The organism is Kitasatospora sp. NPDC041917, from assembly GCF_055589745.1.
Window position 1 is genome coordinate 1 of sequence record NZ_JBVJBI010000047.1, and the last position, 21,717, is coordinate 21,717.

Below are 21,717 nucleotides of genomic sequence, written 5' to 3' on the forward strand. Positions count from 1 at the left end.
CGCGGATGTGGTGGCCCCAGTAGGCGGGGTCGGTGGCTTGTTGGTCGGTGATCCAGGTGCCGGTGGTGTTGGAGATGAAGGGGGTGTTCGGTGTCCGGCGGGGCACGTCTGCGACGGCGGTGGTGAATTCCGTGATCGCCGGTTCCATCAGGGGGGAGTGGAAGGCGTGGGAGGTGGTGACGGGTTGGGTGGGCCAGCCGTGTTCTTTGGCGAGGGTGGTGAAGGCCTGGATGGCGTGGTGGGGGCCGGAGACGACGCAGTCGCGGGGGCCGTTGTGGGCGGCGAGGGAGAGGTCGTGGGGGAGGGCGGCTTCGACGGTGGTGCGGTCGGCCATGATGTTGAGCATGGCGCCGGGGGCCTGGGCCTGCATGAGGCGGCCGCGGAGGGCGACGAGGCGGAGGGCGTCGGGGAGGGTGAAGACGCCGGCGAGGCAGGCGGCGGTCCATTCGCCGAGGCTGTGGCCGAGCATGGCGGTGGGGGTGATGCCCCAGGAGTGCCAGAGCCGGGTGAGGGCGTATTCGATGACGAAGAGGGCGGGTTGGGCCCACTGGGTCTGGTCGAGTCGGGGGTCCTGGGTGAAGACGATGTCGCGGATGTCCTCGCCGAGGTGTGGTGCGAGGAGTTCGGCGCATTCGTCGACGCAGGTGCGGAAGACGGGTTCGTGCTGGTAGAGGTCGTGGGCCATGCCGGGGTGCTGGGAGCCCTGGCCGCTGAAGAGGAAGATCAGTGGTGCGGTCTCGCGGGTGGTGTGGCTGGTGGTGACGTGGGCGGGGTCGCGGGTCTCCAGGGCGGTGGCGATGGTGTCGGGGGTGGTGCCGGTGACGGTGCGGCGGTGGGGGAAGGTGCGGCGGCCGGTGGCCAGGGTGTGGGCGGCGTCGGCGAGGTTGGGCTGTTCGCGGCGCAGGTGGGCGGCCAGTCGGTCGGTGGCTTCTTCGAGTGCTTGCGGGGTTCGGGCGGACAGGATGAGTGTTTCGGTCGGGCGTGTGCCGGCCGGGGAGGGCGGGGTGAGGGGGGCTTCTTCGAGGATGAGGTGGGCGTTGCTGCCGCCGAAGCCGAAGGCGCTGATCCCGGCGCGGCGGACGTGGTTCTCGGTGCGTGGCCAGGGAGTCGATTCCGCTTGCACGTGGAACGGGCTGTTGGCGAAGTCGATGTCGGGGTTGCCGCGGGTGTAGTTCAGCGAGGCGGGGAGGAGTTCGTGTTTGAGCGCGAGCGTGGTCTTGAGCAGGCCCGCGATGCCGGCGGCGGCGTCGAGGTGGCCGACGTTCCCCTTGACCGAGCCGAGGGCCCAGGACCCGGTGTCGCCGAACGCCCGTGACAACGCCTGCACCTCGATCGGGTCGCCCAGCGAGGTGCCCGTGCCGTGCGCCTCGACGTAGTCGATGTCCGTGGGTGCGAGGCCCGCGCCGGCGAGCGCGGCGGAGATGACCGCGGCCTGGCCGGTGACGCTCGGGGCGGTGAAACCGACCTTCACCGCGCCGTCGTTGTTGATCGCCGAGCCCCTGATCACGGCGTGGACGGTGTCGCCGTCGGCCAGCGCCTCCTCCAGCCGCTTCAGCGCGACCAGACCGACACCCGTCCCGAAGACCGTGCCCCGGGCGTCCGCGTCGAACGGGCGGACGTGCCCGTCGGGGGACACGAAGGACCCGTCCTGGTGCAGGTAGCCGGTGCCCGGGTTCGGGTCGACGTGGACGCCACCCGCCAGGGCGAGGTCGCACTCCCCGGCGAGCAGGCTCCGGCAGGCGGTGTGGGCGGCGACCAGCGCGGTCGAGCAGGCGGCGCGCAGCGAGACCGCGGGGCCCTTCAGGTCCAGCTTGTACGACACCCGGGAGGCCAGGAAGGCGAGTTCGTTGGCCACCAGGATCTGGGTCTGGCCCAGGGTGTCCACGATCTGCTGGTGCGAGTAGACGTGCTGGACGTAGCGGTTGGCCCCCGCGCCACCGAAGACACCGATGCTGCCCTCGTACCGGGCGGCGTCGTAGCCGGCGTGCTCCAGCGCCGCCCAGGCCGTCTCCAGGAAGAGCCGGTGCTGCGGGTCCATCGCCTCGGCCTCGCGGGCGGTGTACCCGAAGAACTCCGCATCGAACAGGTCGCTGCCGGCGAAGGCGGGCGCGGCCTTGACGTAGTTCGGCTGCCCGAAGACCTCGGGTGGCACCCCGGCCGCCGTCAGCTCCTCGTCGGTCAGGGCGACGATCGACTCGACGCCGTCGCGCAGGTTCGACCAGTACTCGGTCAGGTCCTCCGCGCCGGGGAAGCGTCCCGCCATCCCGATGATCGCGACACCGCCGCGCGCCGCCATCACTGCGCCGCCCGGAGGTTGTCGATGAGCGCGCCGAGGGTGCGTACGGTGGGGCCCTCGTAGACGATGGTCAGCGGTACGGCCACCGCCAGCCCCTGACGCAGTCGGTGGACGACCTGCAGGCCGAGCAGTGAACTACCGCCCAGTTCGAAGAAGTTGTCCTGGACGCCGACGCTCTCCAGGCCGAGCAGCTCCTGCCAGATCTCCGCCACCCGGTGTTCGGTCTCGCCGTTCGGGGCGACGAACGGGTTGCGCAGGTTGGGGCGTTCGTGCCGTGCGGTCGGGGCCGGCGCCTCGGCCACCGGGTCGGCCCACAGTTCCTGACGCAGCGTCAGATCACCGGTGGAGGTGATGATCTGCGCTTGGGGAACCGCGTCGAGCAGGGCGTCGAACACCTGTCGGCCTTCGGCCGGAGTGAGTGCCAACTCGCGTACTGCCGCGCCGAGTTCGGAATTCGCCCGGTCCTCCTGGGAGAAGTGCCAGGCCTCCCAGTTGACGCTGGTCCAGGGCAGGGAGGTGCTGTGGTGCCGCTGGGCGAAGGCGTCGAGCGCGGCGTTCGCGGCGGCGTACGCCCCGAAGCCGAGCCCGCCGAGCAGCGAGGCGATCGAGGAGCAGATGACGGCGAAGTCCACCTGCTGGTCGGCCAGTACCTCGTGCAGCACCTGCGTGCCGTAGAGCTTGGGGCCGAAGTGCCAGGAGGCCTCCTCCGCGCCCAGGACCGCGACCTCCCGGTGGGCCGCCGTACCGGTGGTGCCGGCACAGTGCAGCACGCCGTCGATCGGGCCGAACTCCCGCAGGACGCGCTCCTTCAGGGCGAGCATGGCCGTGCGGTCGGAGACGTCCGTGGCGGTCACCAGCACCTCGGAGCCGAGCGCCTCGATCTCCTGGACGGCACGGATCGCGGACCGGACCGCTTCCGGGTGCTGCGGATCGGCCCAGCTCTCCCGGGGCGGCAGACCCGTCCGTCCGAGCAGCACCAGGCGCACCTCGGCCCGGTCGGCGAGGGCACGGGCCATCAGCAGGCCGATCTTCCCGAGGCCGCCGGTGACCAGGTACACCCCGCCGGGGCGGACCGGGGACCCACCCCGCGGGCGCGGCGCGCCGGTCACGTACGTCGGCGCCCAGCGGTGCCGACCGCGCAGCGCGATGGTGCGCTCGGTGGGCGGGGCGGCGAGGTCGGCCAGCAGCTGGTCGACCAGCCCGGGTACGGCCTGCGGGCCTTCGGGGCGCAGGTCGAAGTGGACGCAGCTGAGCGAGGGGTACTCCTGCGGCAGCACCTTGCACAGGCCCTGGACGGTGGCCTTCGGCGGGCAGAGCGGCTCGTCCCCGAGGACGGCGTGCACCTCGGAGGACAGCACGTCCCAGCGCTGCTGCCGTGTCATCAGCTCGGCCTCGGTGGCCTGGACCCAGTGGACCAGGCTGTCGAAGGAGCGGTGCAGCAGGGCCCGGACGTCCTCGGGCGCCGTGGCCCGGTCGGCGTCGTCGCCGACGCTCCAGCAGTGCACCACCCGACCGGGCAGCGGCCCCTCGGCGCGCAGCGCCTCGGCGAGTCGGCCGAAGTGCTCCGGCCGGGCGGGGTCGAGGACGTACTCGCGCTCGCTCTTGCGGTGCCACTCGGCTCCCCGTGAGACCGTGCGCACGGTGGCGCCGAGACCTTCGAGGCGGTCGGCGAGGTGGTGGCCGACACCGGTCCCGTCCGCGAAGACGAGCCAGCGCTCGTCGGCCAGGCCGACCTCGGCGGGCTGCGGTGCGCCGGCCAGCCGCTGCCAGGACGGCGTGTAGAGCCACTGGGGCAGGTCGCCGCGCCGCTGCTGGGCCGAGCCGCTGCCGGGCTGGGCGGTGCCGGGTTCGAGCCAGTAGGTGCGCCGCTCGAAGGGGTAGGAGGGGAGCGGGACCCGCCGGGCGCCGGGCGTGGCCGGGAAGGGGCGCTCCCGGCCGGCGAGCCAGAGGCGTCCGGCGGCCCGCAGGAGTGCGGTGCGGTCGCTCTGCCCGAGGAAGGCGCCGGGGAGGGACGGGAGGACGACCCGGTCGGTGCCGGCGGCGGCGGGGTGCTGGATGGCCCCGGGGGTCAGGGCCGGCGCGGGGCCGATCTCGACGATCGCGATGTCCGGGACGGACCACAGGGTGGCCAGGCCGTCCGCGAACCGCACGCTCTCCCGCACGTGCCGGGCCCAGTACTCGGGGCTGGTGGCCTCGTCGTCGGTGATCCAGGTGCCGGTCAGGTTGGAGACGAACGGCACGGCCGGGGCGTTCAGCCGGACCGAGCGGACCAGTTCGGCGTAGCGCTCGACGACCGGGTCCATCATCGGGGAGTGGAAGGCGAAGCGGGTGGTCAGCCGGCGGGTGGCGATGTCGGCGGCCAGCAGTTCGCCGGCCACCCGCTCGATGCCCTCGACGGTGCCGGAGAGCACGCAGGTCTGCGGGCCGTTGATCGCGGCGAGGCAGACCTCCGCGTCGGTGTACCGTGCGACGGCCTCCTCGGAGAGCGGCACGGCGAGCATCGCGCCCTCGCCCTGCTCCTCGATCAGCCGGGCGCGTTCCGCGACCAGGCGCAGGGCGTCGGGCAGCGAGAAGACCCCGGCTGCACAGGCCGCGACGTACTCGCCCAGGCTGTGACCGATCATCACCTCGGGCTCGACCCCCCAGGCGGCCCAGAGCTTGACCAGGGCGTACTCGAGGGCGAACACCGCGGGGTAGCCGAGGCGTGGCTGGTCCAGCGGGTGCTCGCTGCGCTCCGGCTGGAGCAGCAGCCTGCTGAAGTCGAAGAGCTGCCCGGGGGCGGCGTCCGCGGACTCGTCGACGGTGAACACGAGTTCGCGGATGTCCGTGCCGAGCAGCGGCTCCAGCAGTCCGGCGCACTCGTCCATCGCCTCCCTGAACTCCGGCTCCTGGGCGTAGAGTTCGCGCGCCATGCCGGGGAACTGGGAGCCGAAGCCGGTGAACATGAAGGCCACCGGCCGGTGCGGGGCCTCGGGCGCGGTCGCGGTGAGCAGCCGACCGTCGTCGCGGGCGTCGAGCGCCGCCAGCGCCTCCTCGGTGCCGCCGGCCACCAGCATCCGTCGGTACGGGAACGCCCGGCGGCCCTGCTGGAGGGTGAACGCGACATCGGCCAGCGGGAGTTCGGGGTGCGCCCGGAGGTGGTCGTGCAGCTGGTCGGTGGCCGCCTCCAGGGCCTCCGGGCTCTTCGCGGAGAGCACCAGCAGCTGCTCGGCGCCGTCGGCCTGCCGGGATTCGCGCGGCAGCTCCGGGGCCTGTTCGAGGATGACGTGGGCGTTGGTGCCGCCGAGGCCGAAGGAGCTGACCCCGGCGCGGCGCGGGCCGTCGCCCTCGGGCCAGGGCAGCAGCTCGGTGTTGACGTAGAACGGGCTGCCGGCCAGGTCGATCCGCGGGTTGGGCCGCTCGAAGTGCAGGGTGGGCGGCAGCTGCCCGTGCTCCACCGCCAGCACGGTCTTGATCAGGCCGGCGACCCCGGCGGCCGAGTCGAGGTGGCCGATGTTGGTCTTGGCGGAGCCGAGGGCGCACCTGCGCTCCCCGACCCCGGAGTAGGCCGAGGCGAGTGCGGAGAACTCGATCGGGTCGCCCAGGATGGTGGCCGTCCCGTGCAGCTCGATGTAGTCGATGCTCTCGGCCGGCACGTCCGCGTTCGCCAGCGCGGTGGAGATGACGGCGGACTGGGTGGCGGCGCTGGGCGCGCTGAAGCCGGCCCGGCGGGAGCCGTCGTTGTTCAGCGCGGAGCCCTTGATGACCGCGTGGATGTGGTCGTTGTCGGTGATCGCGTCCTTGAGGCGCTTGAGCACCACCATCCCGACGCCGTCGCCGCCCACCGTCCCCTGGGCGCGGGCGTCGAAGGTGCGGCAGTAGCCGTCCGGCGAGAAGATGCCGTCCGGGCGGTAGACGTAGCCCTTGCTCCTGGTCCCGTCGACGGCGACGCCGCCGGCCAGTGCGGTGTCGCACTGGTAGGCCAGCAGCGCCTGGCACGCCTCGACCACGGCGACCAGTGACGTGGAGCAGGCGGACTGGATGTTGAGGGCGGGGCCCTCCAGGCCGAGCTTGTAGGAGACCCGGCTGGCGAGGAAGTCCGGCCGGTTGCCGATCACCGTCTGCTTGTCGCCGAGGATCTGCGCGGCGCCGGGCTGGGAGGCGATGTTGAAGAGCAGGTAGGTGTTGTTGCCCGCGCCCGCGTAGACGCCGACCGGGCCGTCCTGCCGATCGGTGTCGTATCCGGAACTCTCCAGGGCGGCCCAGGCGCATTCGAGCAGGACCCGGTGCTGCGGGTCCATGAGTTCGGCCTCGCGCGGGGAGTAGCCGAAGAAGGCGGCGTCGAACTTCTCGCTGTCCGCCAGCGGGTAGCCCGCGCCGACGAAGTTCGGGTCGGCCAGGGTGGCGGCGTCCACGCCCCGGGCGGCGAGCTCCTCGTCCTCGAAGCGGGTGACGGAGCAGACGCCCGCCTTGAGGTTGCTCCAGTACTCCTCGACCGTCCGGGCGCCGGGGAAGCGGCCGGCCATGCCGACGATGGCGATGTCCAGACTGTCGTCGAACTCGGAGAAGCCGTCGGCCTGTTCGGAGTCCAGCTCGGCGTCCACGGTGGGGTCGAGCTCGGGGGAGTACTCACTCATGGTGACCTCGCTTCGCTTGCAGCTGCTGCTGGCGGCGCTTCAGCAGGGCGTTCTGCTGGGCGCTCCTGCCGCGGGTGGCGGCCGGTGCCACCCCCTGCCTCTGCTGCGAGAGCAGCTCGGCCTGGGCCCGGACGGTGGTGTGCTGGAACAGGTCGAGCAGGTCGACCTCCCGGCCGGTCGTCGCCCGGAGCCGGTGGTGCAGCCCGACCATGAGCAGGGAGTGCCCGCCGATGTCGAAGAAGTTCTGGTCGGTGCCGACCGCCTCGGTGTGGAGGACCTCCTGCCACACCTGCGCCACCAGTCGTTCCAGTTCGTTCCGTGGTGGCAGCGGCGCGGTGGCGGGTTCGGCGGGCCGGGGCAGCCTGCCGCGGTCGACCTTGCCGTGCCCGGAGAGCGGCAGCCGGTCCAGCGTCACCATCGCCTGCGGCACCATGTGCGGGGAGAGCCGCTCCCGCAGGTGGCGCTCCAGCCCGGCGGTGCTGAACCCGGGGCCGTGCGGCTCGATGTAGGCGACCACCCGGCGGTCGCCGGGGACGTCCTCGCGGACGACGGCGATGGCGTGGCGCACCTCGGGGTGGCTCTTCAGGCCGGCCTCGATCTCGCCCAGGGCGACCCGGAAGCCGCGGACCTTGATCTGGTCGTCGCGCCGGCCGAGGAAGGCGATCGTCCCGTCGGCCAGGCGGCGGACGATGTCGCCGGTGCGGTAGAGGCGGGAGCCCGGCCCGCCGCCGAGGGTGTCCGGGACGAAGGCCGCCGCGGTGAGGTCGTCCCGGAGGTGGTAGCCGCGGGCGAGGTTGTCGCCGCCGATCAGCAGCTCTCCGGCGACGCCGACGGGTGTGGGACGGCCCGCGGGGTCCACCACGTGGGCCCGGGTGCCCGGGAGCGGAACGCCGATCGGCGCGGTCTCCCACTCCGCCTCCGGGTGGTCGGCCACGGCGAGGGTCAGCACACCGACGGTGGTCTCGGTCGGACCGTAGTGGTTGAAGACCCGGCAGTGCGGGACGAGGCGCTGGAGGGCGCGCAGCCAGCGCCAGTCGGAGGCCTCGCCGCCGATGACCAGCAGGCGGCGCGGCAGGAGCTCGGCGAAGCGCGGCGAGGTCTGGAGGGCCCGGAGGTGGGAGGGCGCGATCTTCAGGCAGTCGACCCCCCGGGTCTGCACCCAGTCGGCCAGTCTCTCCGCGTCCAGCGCGACGTCACGGGAGATCAGCTGGACCTCGCCGCCCGTGCACAGCGGCGGGGCGAAGGCCGTGACGCTGGAGTCCACCGTCAGCGGCTGCACCATCGCGTAGCTGAGCGGCCCGTCGATGCCGAGCCGCCGGACGACGGCGCGGGTGTAGCCGACGAGCTGGCGGTGCTCGATCACCACGCCCTTGGGCTTGCCGGTGGAGCCGGAGGTGTAGAGCAGGTACGCGGCGTCCCCCGGGGCCGAGTGCCCGGCCGGCGGGTCCTCGTCCGGCCGGCCGGCCAGCACGGTCAGCCCGGCGTCGAGCTCGACCACCCGGTGTCCGGTGTCGAGCGGGGCCGTCGCCACCACGATCCGCACGGCCGCGTCCGCGAGGATGCCGTCCCGCCGCTCGACCGGGTCGTTCGGGTCCACCGGTACGTACGCGCCGCCGGCCTTGAGGATGCCGAGCACGGCCACCATCAGCCGTACGTCGCGATCGGCGCAGAGGCCCACCGTCACCTCGGGGCCGACCCCGCTCTCCCGCAGCAGGTGGGCCAACTGGTTGGCCCGGGAGTTGAGTTCGCGGTAGCTGAGGGCGGCGCCCTCGGAACGGACGGCGATCGCCCCGGGGGTGCGGGCGGCCTGCTCCTCGAAGAGCCGGTGGAAGCCCACGTCCGTCGGCTCGCCCGGGACGCCGTTCAGCGCCTCGATGACGCGTTCCTCCCCGGCGGTGAGCAGGGGCAGCTCGGCCACCGACCGGTCCGGATCGGCCGTCGCGCCTTCGAGCAGGCGCAGCAGGTGGTCCACCGCGCGGCGGGCGGTGGCCGGGTCGAGGACGTCGGTGGCGAACACCAGCTGACCGGTCAGTTCGCCGTCGACGTAGCAGAGTTGGAGATCCAGGTCGCAGTGGGTGGTCTCGGGGGCGACGCGCGGTTCCGGCCGGAAGGAGAAACCCGGCCAGAGGTGGACGGCCGCGCCGGTGCGGACCTCTTCGGCCGCCGCCAGCGCGGCGCCTGCCCGCCGGACCAGGTCCCGGAAGCTCCCGCCGGCCTCGACGCGGACCGGCGTGGTCACCCCGGCGCCGTTGGTCACCCCGACCGCGAGCTCGGTCTGTCCGCCGTACCGGTGCAGCAGGGCCAGGTGGAGGGCGAAGGCCGCCGCCGGGAGCCCTCCTCCGCAGGCTTCACCCAGGTGCCGCAGGGCGGCGGTCGCCCCGGCGGGGACGACGAGGGGGACCGAGCCGGCCCGGTGGTCGCGCCGGGCCGGAGGCGTCCGGTCCAACGGGAGCTCCGGGGCGGCGGGCAGCTCGGCGGGGCGCCCTTCGGCATCGGGGCCGGGCACGGGAGGTGCGGGGTGGCGCAGTGTCATGAGGGTTGCCTCGAGGAGTCTGGGGGCAGGACGTACGTCACCCGTCTCGCCGGAACGGGCCACGGCTACGCGGATCGCTTGGTGCAGAGATAGACCTGGTTGCGGCGGTGGTCGGCGGGGACGTCGATGATCTCGACCGACTCCGAGAGCGAGTGCAGCAGCGCCTCGAACGGGCCGGCGGCGTAGCGGTTGAGCCAGATGTAGCCGTCGGCCGTCTCCCGCCGCAGCAGCACCTCGGTCTCCCGCGGCACCTGGAACATGCAGATCACCACGGTGCGGCGGGAGACCCGGAACAGTTCGCGGACGGCGGTCTCGTAGTACGGCAGGCTCTCCAGCACGTGCCGGCAGTTCACCACGTCGAACGAGCCTTCGGGGAAGGTGAGGTCGGTGACGCTCATCTGCTCCCACCGCGCCTCGGGGTGCAGCCCGCGGCAGTCGTCGATGGCGGCCTCGTTGATGTCGATGCCGGTGAAGTCGACCTCCAGGCCCGCCGTCAGCAGGTGGCGGTAGGTGACCCCGGAGATGACACCGCAGTCGAGCAGTTCGAACGGTTCCTCGCCGTGCAGTGCCGCGATCCGCTCGGTCACGACCGCGTGCGAGGGGTGTCCGGCCCGGGACTCCTCGCCCATGTGAGCCATGTCAGAGGTGTGCGCCCAGAGCGATTTCGTGTTCACTGCGTTGATCCTCCGTACTGCTGGAGCGAAGCCGGTCATGACGGCACGGCCGTCCGGACGGTGGCTGTTGGGAGAGTGCCGGGCGCGCGCGGGACGCCGCCGGACCAGGGCCGTCGGGCGGTGGACGGTCTGGAGGGCCGTTCCAGGGTTTCCGCGGGCGCGGCACCCGGTTCCCCGTCACCCTCCGGACCGGGAGAACCCTGGGAGCCGGCGGTGCGTGCGTGACATCCGTCCCGTCCCGGCGCACGGGAACTGATGTCACATCAGAAAGCCGCGCCTTCCTGGGACTCGGTGTCGAAGACGGCGTCCGGGCCGAACATCCGGGCGTGCTTCGCCGCGGCGAGGGCCAGCGTGCCGCTCGCGTCGCGGGCGCTCGCGACCTCGGCCAGTTGGTTGACCACGGCGGGCTTCGCCAACGCCTGATCGCGCAGCTCGGGGGAGCGGGACATCAGGACCATGGCCGCAGTGGTGTAGCCCGACTCGACCCAGGACTCCCAGATCGCGTCGCGGTCCTGCTCCTGGCCCGCGAAGAGCTCCTCGCGACGATCGTGCCGACGCGTGGGAACCGGGCTCCGGCCGGCGGCCTCCGTGCGCAACCGGACGCGGCGGCCCGCGATGTAGGCGACGGCAGCGCCCTTGCGGATGGCGAAGTTCAGGGCCTGGGCCGCCGTGTCCACCACCGGCTCACCCTTGTCGTTCAGGGAGGTGTTGCACACCATCGGCACCCCCGTGGCTTGCCGGAACGCTTCGATCGCCCGGTGGAGCAGGGGGTTGGTCTCGGCGGACAGGGTCTGACGCCGGGCCGAATCGTCGAGATGGAGGATGGCCGGGACCAGCCGGCGCTTGGACTCGGTCACGTACGCCGTCTCGAGCATGTAGGGCGAGGGCCAGGGGTCCTCGAACCACTCGCCGCTGTACTCCTCCAGGACGATCGGGGCCACGGGGCGCCACCACTGTCGGCTCTTCCAGTCGTTCAGCAGCTCCTTCGACCGGGGTGAGCGGGGATCGGCGAGGATGCTCCGGTGGCCCAGGGCGCGCGGACCGATCTCGGCCGCTCCGTCCGCCCACACCAGCGGTCCGGTGGAGAGATCCTCGACGAACCGGGCCTCGGTGAATTCCTCGACGTCCTCGATGAAGTCGTCGAAGTGCTGAAGCGCGCTCTCGACGTCGGTGAGCTCGGAGCCGTGGTAGGCGGACGTGAGCCGGAAACCACCGCCCGGGAGCAGTCCCTCGCCGAGGAGGCCGAGGAGGCCGATCCCGAGGGACTGGCCGGAGTCGTTCGCGCTCGGCGGAGTGAGCAGGCCCTTGAACCCGTAGCGGCGCAGGAGGAAGGAGTTGGTCGGACAGTTGAGGGCGAAGCCCCCGCTCAGGGAGAGGTACGCCTGGCGCGGGTCCACCCCTGCCGACTCGAGCAGCCGGTCGACGTTGCGCACCATGACGAGCTCGCAGGCCGTCTGGACGATCTTCATGACCGCGGACTGCAGGTGCTCCTGGTGGGTGAAGCGGCTGTCCAGCTCCATGGACGGCAACTGGGACTCGGCCGCACGAATCACGGCCTGGACGAAGGGAAGCGTGTCCACCAGCGGTACTCGTCGGCCTCCGAACAGCTCCAGCTCCCGCACCGCCGCCTCGGTGTCGAAGGCGATTTCGGTGGGGCAGGCCGACGCCAGGGCCATCAGGGTGCCCGGCTCCCTGCCGAACTCCGATGACGCGGCGTCGTAAATCGGGGCCGGGGATTCGACCGGAGCGAAGTCGACGTCGCCCTTGGCCGACACGCAGCCGGTGTACCAGTACTTCTTGCCCGTCCGGTCGAGGCCGAAGTCGGGCCGGCCGTCCAGGGCCAGTCCGATGATGGTCTCGCTGCGGAACACCTCGGAGTCGAGGAGCAGTCCGCTGTAGAGGTGGGCGAGGCTGTGGACCGGGAAGTCCTCGGTGCCCGCCGGCAGCTTGATGTCGGCGTGGTGCGGCAGGCCGGGCGTGCCCCAGGACAGGCTCACGTCCTCCGGGGAGAGCCCCTCGGCCGCGAGCAGTTCGGTCAGCACCTTGTTGTAGCGGTCGACGGTGAAGAGCGGCCAGAAGTGGTGCTTCTGTCCGCTGACGCGCTCGAGCTCCCATACTCTGACGAGTTCGACCCGCGAGTCGTGACTGCGCCAGAGCGCGATGTTCTGGTCATGGCGCGGTGCGATGACGGATAAGCCGCCGGGCGGGGAGATGTAGCTCGACAGGAAGTACTTCGCGGCTGGGTACGCGGTCACGATGTCTCTTTCGGCGGTCGGACAGTGGCTGCTGGCTCTTCGGGCCGGACGGTCCTGGAAGCGGCCCGCGCAGGCGGTCGCGAGGCTGCCAGGGCCGGCTCGGCCGGGCGTCGGTGTCCACCGGCGACGTCAGGTGCGACAGACTGTCCCGGTCGGGTGCGATCGGGCCTCGAGCCGGAGCTCCGGCGGCGGCCTGCACGGGGACTTCGACCTTCTGCGAGGCCTCGGGACGGGGACGGCGGGGACGGACTCCGACCCCGCGTCCTCATGTGTGTGCGCCGGCCCCGGGGCGAGCGACGGGATCGCTCGGGTCCGTCCGTGGCGGGACTACTTCGAAGCGGGGACCCGCTCCTCGACGAGCTGGACCAGTTCACCGACGTTGGCCACGGTGAACATGTCGACGACGTCCAGATCGACGTCGAACGTGCTCTGGATCGAGACCATCAGGCGGAGCAGCGACACGGAGGTGGCTCCGAGGTCGTCGAAAGTGCTGTCCAGCGCGACTTCAAGGGGGGCGAATACTTCGGAAATCACCGACATCAAGTCGTCGGACTGTGCGTTCGACATTTTGTGTTCCCAGATCTCTTGCATTCGAGGCCTATCCAGGTAATTGACCCTATGGTGTTGCTGAGACATCGTCAAGTCTCTTTTTTTGCTTGGGAGATGGTTGATGTCCAGATTGTGTAGCGTTGGGTCAGGTGGGCGAGATTGGTGTGAAACGGGCGTAGTAAAGCAACAGTTTGTCAAGTCGGCGCGCTTTCCCTGGTCGAAGGCTCGACAGGACGTGGGTGCCCTGGGGTAGGGTGGCCGACGTTTGATCGCACAGGCACACACCGCTGGGGGATCTGGTGTCAGAAATGACTTTTCGGCCTCTCACGCCTATCACTGGCGCGGAGGTGGAAGGCGTCGATCTCGCGGCGGAGCTGTCGCCGGCCGTAGTGGCCCGCCTTCGCGAGGCCCTGGTGCGTCACAAAGTTCTCGTTTTCCGGAATCAGCCGATGAGTGACGCGCAACAGGTTGAACTCACCAATGCTCTGGGTGGTGCCACCGCGGCACATCCCATCGTGAACGGTCTGAGCGAAGCCCCCGCCGTGTTGCGGACCGCACTGTCGGAGGAGCGACGGGCGCTGGTCGAGGCCGAGGCCGGCCTCAGTCATCCGCTGAAGGGAACGACACCGCGGCGCCTGCGGACCGAGTGGCATGTCGACAGCACCTTCGTGGTCAATCCGAACGCCATCACCATTCTGCGCGGTGTCGAGATTCCACCGGTCGGCGGCGACACTCTCTTCGCCAATCTGGAAGCGCTCTACGAAGGGTTGTCGTCTTCCCTCCGGGGGTACGTCGACACCTTGCAGGCGATACACTCCCGACACGTCCCGACGGCGGCGCCCCGCTTCGACGGCAAGCCGGCCGGCCCCTTCGCGGCCGTGCACCCGCTGGTGCGGGTGCACCCCGAGACCGGTGCGCGCAGCCTGCTCGTCAGCGCCGTCTTCCTCCAGGCCATCCGCGGTCTCAAGCCCCGCGAGAGCGCGGCCCTGCTGGACTTCCTTCTCGACGAGCTCGCCGGGCGGGACGAGATCCACGCCCGGGTCCGCTGGGAGCAGGACACCCTCGTCATGTGGGACAACCGCGCCGTGGCCCATGCCGGTCCGGTGGACGGCCTGATGTTCCAGGAGGAGCGGATCGTGCACCGCACCACCGTCGTCGGCGACGTGCCCCGCGGGCCCGACGGCTTCGTGTCGCGTGCCCTCATGGGAGAGCGGTGCGAAGCGCTGGCCTGAGAGGCCGCGCCGTGACGCCACGGCGATCAGGTGGTCCATGCAGGTCAACTCGGTCATATGTAGATGTACTGGCATCGTGGCTCCGGCATAGATTCGGGCCAGTCGGTCCATTCTCCGGTAACTTCTGTGGGGGAAAAGCAAAATGCCGGTCGTCGACCACTGTGCAAAAGCCGAAGCGTCACCCAAGTACCGCCTGTTATGCGTCGACTGTGGCTGGGAATCCGATCCGGAATTCCGGCTCCGATGTCCCCGGTGTTCGGGTGCGCTCGATCCCAGGATGAACCTGGAGAACGTCGCCGAGCGTGACGGTGGCCGGCCTGAGCTGACCTACCTGGACTTCCTTCCGGTCGAATCCGAGCACTTACTCGACGCCGACATCAGTGTGCGGACCCCCTGCCGTCCGGCCTCGCGCCTCGGAGCGGTCATCGGTCTGCCCCGCCTCTGGGTGAAGGACGAGTCCCAGCAGCCGACCGGGACCACCAAGGACCGGCTGGCCTCCGTGGTCCTGGCCGTGTTCCGGCAGTTCGGGATCAAGGAGTTCGTCGCCTCCAGCACCGGGAACAGCTCCACCGCCCTGGCCCGCGCCGTGCAGAAGGACCACTCGATGCGGGCACACTTCTTCTGCGGCCGTGACTTCACCGGCGACCACGACATCGAGACCGGCGACCGGGTGTCCCTCACCGTGGTGGACGGCACCTACGCACAAGCCACCCGGGCGGCCCAGGAGTTCGCAGCCCGGAAGGGGCTGGTCTGGGAGGGCGGGTTCTTCAACTGGGCCCGTCGCGAGGGCCTGAAGCTCACCTACCTGGAAGCCTTCGACGCCATGGACGACAAGCCCGACGTCGTCGTCCAGGCCATCAGCAGCGGCATGGGGATGATGGCCGTCCGCAAGGGCGTGGCAGAGTACCTCGCCTGCGGCCGGCTCACCTCCTCGCCCCGCTTCGTGATGGTCCAGCAGGACACCTGCGCGCCGATGGCCGTGGCCTGGCGGGAGGGACGGGCCGAGCTCACCGAGGACGACGTCATCGAGCACCCGACAGGTCTGGCCCGGGCCATCCTGCTCGGCGACGGCCGGGCCACCTATCCCTACATGCGGGACATCGCCACCGAGAGTGGTGGCTCCATCGTCTCGGTGAGCCAGGACGAACTGGTCCAAGCCCGTACGATGCTCCGCGAGCTGGAGGGGCTGGACGTCTGCCACTCCTCGGCCGCGACCATTGCCGCGCTGCGCAACGAGGCCGCGGCCCGGCGGATCACCCCGGACCAGGTCGTCCTGGTCAACCTGACCGGCCGTGAGCGGTACACCGCCGCCGACGCCGCACCGGCCCTCGCCGCCGCCACCGCCGGCTGAGCCTCCCCCTCTCCGAGCCGGATGCCACCGCTCCCACCGGAGTGATGCGCCCGCCCCCACGTTCGCAAGGAATGCGTTGATACTCAGTCACCTCACCCCGCAGCAGGCCGAGCGCCACGCCGAGTTCCGTGCCTTCGCCGACCGTGTCCTGGTCCCGCAGGCGGACCGCTGCGACCGCGAGCAAGTGGTCTCCCGGGAGATCGTCGCCGACCTGGCCGGGCAGGGCTACCTTGGCGCGCCCGTCCCGAAGGAGTTCGGCGGCCTCGGCATGGACTGGGTCGAATACGGACTGCTCACCGAGGAACTGGGCCGAGGCTGCCAGTCGATCCGTAACCTCGTGGCCGTGGAGGACATGGTCGCCCACTCGATCCACAAGTGGGGAACGGAGGAGCAGAAGCAGCGGTGGCTCCCCCGGATCACCTCGGGCCGAACGCTGGCGGCCTTCGCCCTGACCGAGCCGGACGTCGGCAGTGACGCCGCCGCCGTCGGGACCACGGCGACGGCCGACGGCGCCGATGTCGTCCTGCGCGGCACCAAGAAGTGGATCAGCTTCGCGCAGATCGCGGACCTCTTCCTGGTCTTCGCCACGTTCGACGGGCAGCACACCGCCTTCCTGGTGGAGCGGGACACTCCCGGCCTGTCGGTGGAGCCGATCGAGGGTCTGCTCGGCCTGCGCGGCTCGATGCTCGGCCGGATCACCTTCGACGACTGCCGGATCCCGGCCGCCAACCTGGTCGGGCGTCCCGGCCTCGGCCTCACCTTCGTCGCCTCCAGCGCCCTCGACCTCGGCCGCTACAGCACCGCCTGGGGCTCGGTCGGTCTGGCTCAGACCTGTCTGGAGGCCTCGACGGAGTACGCCGGCCGCCGCACCCAGTACGGCACCGAGATCCGCAACCACCAGCTGGTCCAGCAGCTGCTGGCCGACATGCTCACCGACACCATCACGGCCCGGCTGCTCTGTTACCACGCCGGGGTGAGCAAGGAGCGGGGGGAGACGGAGTCCGTCAACCACACCCTGCTGGCGAAGTACCGGACCTCGACGATCGCCGTCAAGGCGGCCGCCGACGCGGTGCAGATCCACGGTGCCCAGGGCATCGGGGCGGAGGCTTCCGTTCAGCGTCACTACCGGGACGCCAAGGTGATGGAGATCATCGAGGGCACGACGCAGATCCAGCAGACCATGCTCGGTCAGTTCGCCGTCCGGGCGGCCCGGCTGTGAGCGAGCTCCGGACGGGGGCGGTGACATACGGTCAGCTGTCGGTCCTGCGTTCGCTGGAGACACACGGCCCCGACCATCGGGCGGTCGCCAATCTGGTCAGTGTCTGGGAGGTGCCGTTCGGTCTCGGCGCGGCCCAAGTCATGGACGCCTGGCTCCAGTTGGTGGAGAAACACGAGTCGCTGCGGACCACCTACGACCTGAGCGGCCCGACGCCGGCCCAGACGGTCCACCCGTACCGCCCGTCCCGGGTGGCTGCGCTGGAGCTGGCCGAGGACAGCTTCGCGGCGGCCCTGCGGCTGGGTGCCGAGGCGGCCGTCGAGCCGATCGACATCGAGACCGAGTTGCCGTGGCGCGCGTTCGTCACCACTCACCAGGGGGATGCGCTCCACCTGGTCACCGTGATCCACCACGTGGCGGCCGACAACGGTGCGCTGCGGGTGCTGGAGGAGCAACTCGGTGTCCTCCTGGAGGGCGGGGCGCTCGGGCCGGTGGTGCAGCCGCTGGAAATGGCGCAGGAGCAGCAGGAGGAACCGGGCACCCGGAGCGTCCGGCACTGGACCGAGGCCTGGAGCCGGCTCGTCCCGGCGGACCGGGATCCGGAGGACGCCACCGAGCGACGCCGGGCGTCGCTCTACAGCCCGGAGGGACTGGCCGCCGCGCAGGAGCTCTCCGACCGGCTGAAGATCTCGGTCCAGTCGGTGGTGCTCGGCGTCGGCGCGCTCGCGCTGTCCCGGCTCAAGCGCACCGAGCGGATGACCTTCGCGCTGATGGCCGCCAACCGGCTCACCACCCGGTGGGCGCCGCTGGTCGGCTCGCTCAACCAGTTCGCCCCGGTGACCGTCACGGTCGACGAGGAGGCCCACCCGCTGGAGTATCTGCGGGCCTGCTACGTCCAGTCCATGACGGCGTACATGAACGGCTGCTACGACGTCGACGCGCTGAAGGAGAGTCTCCGGGAGGCCGGCCTCCCGGAGACGGACCCCACCGCCTTCGCCAAGCACTACAACTTCCTCGGCGATGTGGACGCCGAGCCGGCCGCCGGGTCCTCCCTGCGCACCGGGATCGAGTGGCGTCCGTCCACCCAGCGGTCAGGGCCGAACTTCCACCTGGCAGTGGCCACGGGGAAGGGAATTCTCATCGGAGTGGGCGCGAGCCGCGATTATCTCGACGGAAATCTCCCAGCCGTTCTCGCGGCGTCGATCGAGGCTGGTCTCATCAATATGTCCAAGGGGTCCGAGAACTCCCTGGCGGAAGTTTCACTGGATAATCCTTGGCGAATGTTCTGAAGAGCGGAAGAATGCGGGGAGAAACGCTTCTTCCCCCCGCACTTCGGCATCCCTGGGCTTGGTCGAGCCAGTACTAGAAGCCTGCACAGATTCCTCGAAGCTGCTTCTTCATCATGACCACCTCCTGTCCGTGGTGACTATAGCCACAGACGGTCGGGAGGTGGAAGGAAAATCTGGATAAGGCCCAGGAAAGATGGTTAGGATTTAACTCATGACGGATTCGTATGCCGATCCGGGAACCCCGGATCACCGAAGTGCCGCACGTTACCTGTGGTGGCTGACCATGAGTCAGCGCCGACGGGTGACGGGCGGTGCGGTGATCGGCACCCTCTGGATGGTCGGCCTCCTGCTGCCGCCGTACCTCATGCAGCGTGCGATCGACGACGGGCTCCAGCGGGGGAAGACCGGAGTCCTGGTCGGCTGGGTGGCCGCACTGATCGGCGCCGCGCTGCTCAACGCATGGCTCGGCATCATGCGCCACCGCATCATGACGCGGGTCCGGATGGACGCCACCTTCCGGACCATCAAGGTCGTGGTCGCGCACTCCACCCGGCTGGGTGCCGAACTGCCCCGCAAGGTGACGGCCGGCGAGGTGGCCAGCATCGGCGTGGGCGACGTCGCGCAGATGAGCCAGACACTGACGATCACCGGCCCGGGCGTCGGCGCTGTCGTGGCGTACCTGGTGGCGGCCGCGCTGCTGCTGTCGGTCTCCGTCGCGCTCGCCCTCGTGGTCCTGCTGGGGGTGCCGTTGCTCGCGGTCGTCGTCGGGCCGCTGCTGGAACGCCTCCAGGGCGCGGAGTCCAAGTACCGCGCGCAGCAGGGGGCGCTGACCGCCCGGCTCGGGGACATCATCGGCGGCATGCGCGTACTCAACGGCATCGGCGGCAAGGAGATGCTGGCCGGCCGCTACCTGCGCGGATCGCAGGACCTGCAGGCCGAGGGCTACCGGGTCGGCGCCGTGACCAGCTGGATCCAAGCACTCTCGGTCGGCCTGCCCGCCCTCTTCCTCGCGCTGGTGACCTGGCTGGCCGCCCGGATGGCAGCCGAGGGCACCATCACGATCGGCACGCTGGTCGCCGTCTACGGCTACGTCGCCGTCCTGGTGGTACCGGTCGCCAGCTTCATCGAGAGCGGATACGACCTCACCAGGGGTCTGGTCGCGGCTCGACGGGTCGTCCGGATGCTCGACCTGAAGCCCGCCTTCGAAGACGCCGCAACACTGCGGCCGGCCCATGACGAGCCATCGGCCCTGCACGACGCCGACACCGGTGTGGAACTGGCCCCGGGCCGGCTGACCGCGATCGTGAGCGCCCGCCCAGCCGATTCCGCGGCCGTGGTCGACCGGCTCGGCCGGTACAGCGCATCCGCCGCGACCTGGGGCGGCGTGCCGCTCGCCGAGATCGCCCTGGCCGAGATCCGCAGGCGGATCGTGGTGGCGGACAACGACGCCGACTTCTTCTCCGGCACGCTGCGCACCGTGGTCGACGGCCGGTCCGAGCACACCGGCCCGTCCATCGCCCAGGCCGTCCGAGATGCCGCGGCGGAGGACATCGTGCAGGCACTGCCCGATGGCCTGGACACCATGATCCAGGCCCAGGGCAGCAACCTCTCCGGCGGTCAGCGCCAGCGGCTGCGGCTGGTCCGTGTCCTGCTGGCGGACCCGGAGGTGCTCCTGCTGGTCGAGCCCACCTCCGCCGTGGACGCCCACACCGAGGCCGCCATGGCCGCCGGGCTGCGCCGGGCGCGCACCGGGCGCACCACCGCCCTCACCTCGACCTCCCCCGTCCTCCTGGAGCAGGCCGACACCGTCTGCTACCTCGTCGACGGCCGTCTGGCGGCGGCCGGCCCGCACCAGGAACTGCTCGCGACAGAGCCCGGCTACCGCGCGCTGGTGGCTCGCGGCGAAACCGCCACCGAGTCCACGCCCGCCGAGGAGGCCGTCCGATGACCGCTCAGACCGAGACCGCCCCCGGACGGCTCCCGATCGCCGGTCCCGCCGAGGTCCGCCGGGCCGCCGTGCGCCTGATGAGGCAGGACGGCCGTGCCGTCGCCGCGACGCTGACCCTCAACGGACTGGCCGCGGCCGCCGGTCTGGGCGGCCCCTGGCTGCTGGGCCGGATCATCGACGACGTCCGGGGCGGCGCCGGCACCGGACACGTCGACCGACTCGCCCTCGGCATCCTCTGCTTCGCGCTCGCGCAGCTGCTCCTCGGCCGCTTCGCCCGCTACGCCGCCCACCGCTTCGGCGAGCGGACCCTGGCACGGATCCGAGAGCGGTTCGTCGACCGCTCCCTCGCCCTGCCCGCCTCGGTGGCCGAACGCGCCGGCGTCGGTGACCTGCTGACGCGCGGCACCGCCGACGTCGCCACCGTCGGCACCACCTTGCGCGACGCCGGGCCCGAGGTCTCCGTGGCGCTCGTCCAGATCCTCCTGATCCTGGTCGCCATGCTCGCGGTCAACCCGCTGCTCGGCATCTGCGGGTTGCTCTGCCTCTCCGGGATCTGGTTCGCCACCCGCTGGTACCTGCGCCGTGCACACACGGGTTACCTCGCCGAAGGCGCCGCCAACTCCGCGCTGATCGAGATCCTCACCTCCACCGCGACGGGGGCCCGCACCGTCGAGGCCCTGGGCCTCCAGGACCGCCGCATCGCCGCCACGGCCGAGGCCGTCGAGCGCTGCCGGGGCACCCGTACCTACACCCTCAGCCTGCGCACCGTGCTCTTTCCCGTGGTCGAGTTCTCGTACATCGCCCCGGTCGCCGGCATCCTGCTGCTCGGCGCCGCCCTGCGCGACACCGGCGCGGTCACCACCGGCGCGGTGGTCGCCTGCGCCCTCTACTTCTGGAAGCTCTCCGAGCCGCTGGACAAGGTCCTGCTCTGGCTCGACCAACTCCAGCGCAGCAACGCCTCCTTCGCCCGAGTCGAGGGCGTCGGCCAGGTGGACGCCCCGGCCGTGACCGGCGGCGGCCGGCCCGAGGACGACCGGATCGACGTGGTCGACGTCCGGTACGCCTACCAGGGTGAGCGGGACGTCCTGCACGGCGTCGACCTCACCGTCCGTCCGGGCGAGCGGCTGGCGATCGTCGGCCCGTCCGGAGCCGGCAAGTCCACTCTGGGCCGGCTGCTGGCCGGCGCGGAGACGCCCCGCACCGGACGGGTGACGGTGGGGCAGGTGCCCGTCGCCGAGCTCGACCCGGCCCAGCTGCGCCGACACGTCGTCCTGGTCTCCCAGGAGCATCACGTCTTCCTCGGCACCGTCCGGGACAACCTCCTGATCGCCGCGCCCGCCGCGACCGACCAGGACCTGCTCGCGGTGCTGGCCGCCGTCGACATCGACTGGGTGGACGAGCTGTCGGACGGGCTGGACACCGAACTCGGCGCCGGCGGGCTCCGTCTGAACGCCCAGCAGGCCCAGCAACTCGCCCTGGCCCGGGTGGTCCTGGCCGATCCGCACACGCTGATCCTGGACGAGGCCACCTCCCTGCTCGACCCGACCACGGCCCGGCACACCGAGCGCTCGCTGGCGGCCGTGCTCAAGGAACGCACCGTGATCGCCATCGCCCACCGCCTGCACACCGCCCACGACGCGGACCGGGTCGCGGTCATGGACGGCGGCCGGGTGACCGAATTGGGCAGTCACGACGAGCTGTTGGCGGCCGGCGGCGGGTACGCCGCGCTGTGGAAGTCCTGGCACGGCGCCTGAGCAC

The 21,717-nt window shown here is 71.2% G+C and carries 12 protein-coding genes; 6 read left to right on the forward strand and 6 right to left on the reverse strand.

Features of this window, described 5'->3' with window-relative positions; genetic code table 11:
* The 6 genes from ACZ6EM_RS34750 to ACZ6EM_RS34775 all read right to left on the reverse strand — a co-directional run.
* Positions 1-2,263 (reverse strand): type I polyketide synthase (locus ACZ6EM_RS34750; protein ID WP_465774154.1); only part of this gene is annotated, 2,263 nt, incomplete at its 3' end.
* Between the two features lie 32 nt (positions 2,264-2,295).
* A complete protein-coding gene (locus ACZ6EM_RS34755) occupies positions 2,296-6,912 on the reverse strand; it encodes a type I polyketide synthase (protein WP_465774155.1) in 4,617 nt (1,538 codons plus the stop codon).
* Positions 6,905-9,445: a non-ribosomal peptide synthetase gene (locus ACZ6EM_RS34760; protein WP_452178773.1), complete on the reverse strand. Its 2,541-nt coding sequence runs from the start codon at positions 9,443-9,445 to the stop codon at positions 6,905-6,907. Before ACZ6EM_RS34760 ends, ACZ6EM_RS34755 begins: the two co-directional genes overlap by 8 nt.
* A gap of 65 nt (positions 9,446-9,510) precedes the next feature.
* Positions 9,511-10,119, reverse strand: a complete 609-nt coding sequence (locus tag ACZ6EM_RS34765; protein ID WP_465774156.1) for a class I SAM-dependent methyltransferase — start codon at positions 10,117-10,119, stop codon at positions 9,511-9,513.
* Between the two features lie 263 nt (positions 10,120-10,382).
* On the reverse strand, positions 10,383-12,374 hold the full coding sequence (locus ACZ6EM_RS34770) for a carbamoyltransferase C-terminal domain-containing protein (RefSeq protein WP_452178772.1): 1,992 nt from the start codon (positions 12,372-12,374) through the stop codon (positions 10,383-10,385).
* A 327-nt stretch (positions 12,375-12,701) separates the two neighbouring features.
* The gene (locus ACZ6EM_RS34775) at positions 12,702-12,965 is read right to left on the reverse strand and encodes an acyl carrier protein (RefSeq protein WP_401044359.1); all 264 of its coding nucleotides are present in this window, start codon (positions 12,963-12,965) and stop codon (positions 12,702-12,704) included.
* A 266-nt stretch (positions 12,966-13,231) separates the two neighbouring features.
* Between ACZ6EM_RS34775 and ACZ6EM_RS34780 the strand changes: the two genes are divergently transcribed.
* The 6 genes from ACZ6EM_RS34780 to ACZ6EM_RS34805 all read left to right on the forward strand — a co-directional run bounded on the left by ACZ6EM_RS34780 (position 13,232) and on the right by ACZ6EM_RS34805 (position 21,713).
* Positions 13,232-14,155, forward strand: a complete 924-nt coding sequence (locus tag ACZ6EM_RS34780) for a TauD/TfdA dioxygenase family protein (RefSeq protein ID WP_465774157.1) — start codon at positions 13,232-13,234, stop codon at positions 14,153-14,155.
* A gap of 277 nt (positions 14,156-14,432) precedes the next feature.
* Positions 14,433-15,506 (forward strand): threonine synthase, encoded by a 1,074-nt coding sequence (locus ACZ6EM_RS34785; protein ID WP_401044365.1) that lies wholly within the window; start codon positions 14,433-14,435, stop codon positions 15,504-15,506.
* 76 nt (positions 15,507-15,582) lie between these two features.
* Entirely contained in the window at positions 15,583-16,725 is a 1,143-nt protein-coding gene (locus ACZ6EM_RS34790; protein ID WP_465774158.1) for an acyl-CoA dehydrogenase family protein, read from the forward strand.
* A gap of 20 nt (positions 16,726-16,745) precedes the next feature.
* Positions 16,746-18,011, forward strand: a complete 1,266-nt coding sequence (locus ACZ6EM_RS34795; RefSeq protein WP_401052446.1) for a condensation domain-containing protein — start codon at positions 16,746-16,748, stop codon at positions 18,009-18,011.
* A gap of 211 nt (positions 18,012-18,222) precedes the next feature.
* Positions 18,223-19,959 (forward strand): ABC transporter transmembrane domain-containing protein, encoded by a 1,737-nt coding sequence (locus tag ACZ6EM_RS34800; RefSeq protein WP_452178769.1) that lies wholly within the window; start codon positions 18,223-18,225, stop codon positions 19,957-19,959.
* On the forward strand, positions 19,956-21,713 hold the full coding sequence (locus tag ACZ6EM_RS34805) for an ABC transporter ATP-binding protein (protein WP_465774159.1): 1,758 nt from the start codon (positions 19,956-19,958) through the stop codon (positions 21,711-21,713). The genes ACZ6EM_RS34800 and ACZ6EM_RS34805 overlap by 4 nt, the downstream gene beginning before the upstream one ends.
* The last annotated feature ends 4 nt before the right edge of the window (positions 21,714-21,717 follow it).

Bases quoted from the DNA above. Each gene is read 5' to 3' on its own strand.
- ACZ6EM_RS34755 (WP_465774155.1), bottom strand. From the start codon at position 6,912: ATGAGTGAGTACTCCCCCGAGCTCGACCCCACCGTGGACGCCGAGCTG.
- ACZ6EM_RS34760 (WP_452178773.1), bottom strand. From the start codon at position 9,445: ATGACACTGCGCCACCCCGCACCTCCCGTGCCCGGCCCCGATGCCGAA.
- ACZ6EM_RS34775 (WP_401044359.1), bottom strand. From the start codon at position 12,965: ATGCAAGAGATCTGGGAACACAAAATGTCGAACGCACAGTCCGACGAC.
- ACZ6EM_RS34780 (WP_465774157.1), top strand. From the start codon at position 13,232: ATGACTTTTCGGCCTCTCACGCCTATCACTGGCGCGGAGGTGGAAGGC.
- ACZ6EM_RS34785 (WP_401044365.1), top strand. From the start codon at position 14,433: ATGAACCTGGAGAACGTCGCCGAGCGTGACGGTGGCCGGCCTGAGCTG.
- ACZ6EM_RS34800 (WP_452178769.1), top strand. From the start codon at position 18,223: ATGACGGATTCGTATGCCGATCCGGGAACCCCGGATCACCGAAGTGCC.
- ACZ6EM_RS34805 (WP_465774159.1), top strand. From the start codon at position 19,956: ATGACCGCTCAGACCGAGACCGCCCCCGGACGGCTCCCGATCGCCGGT.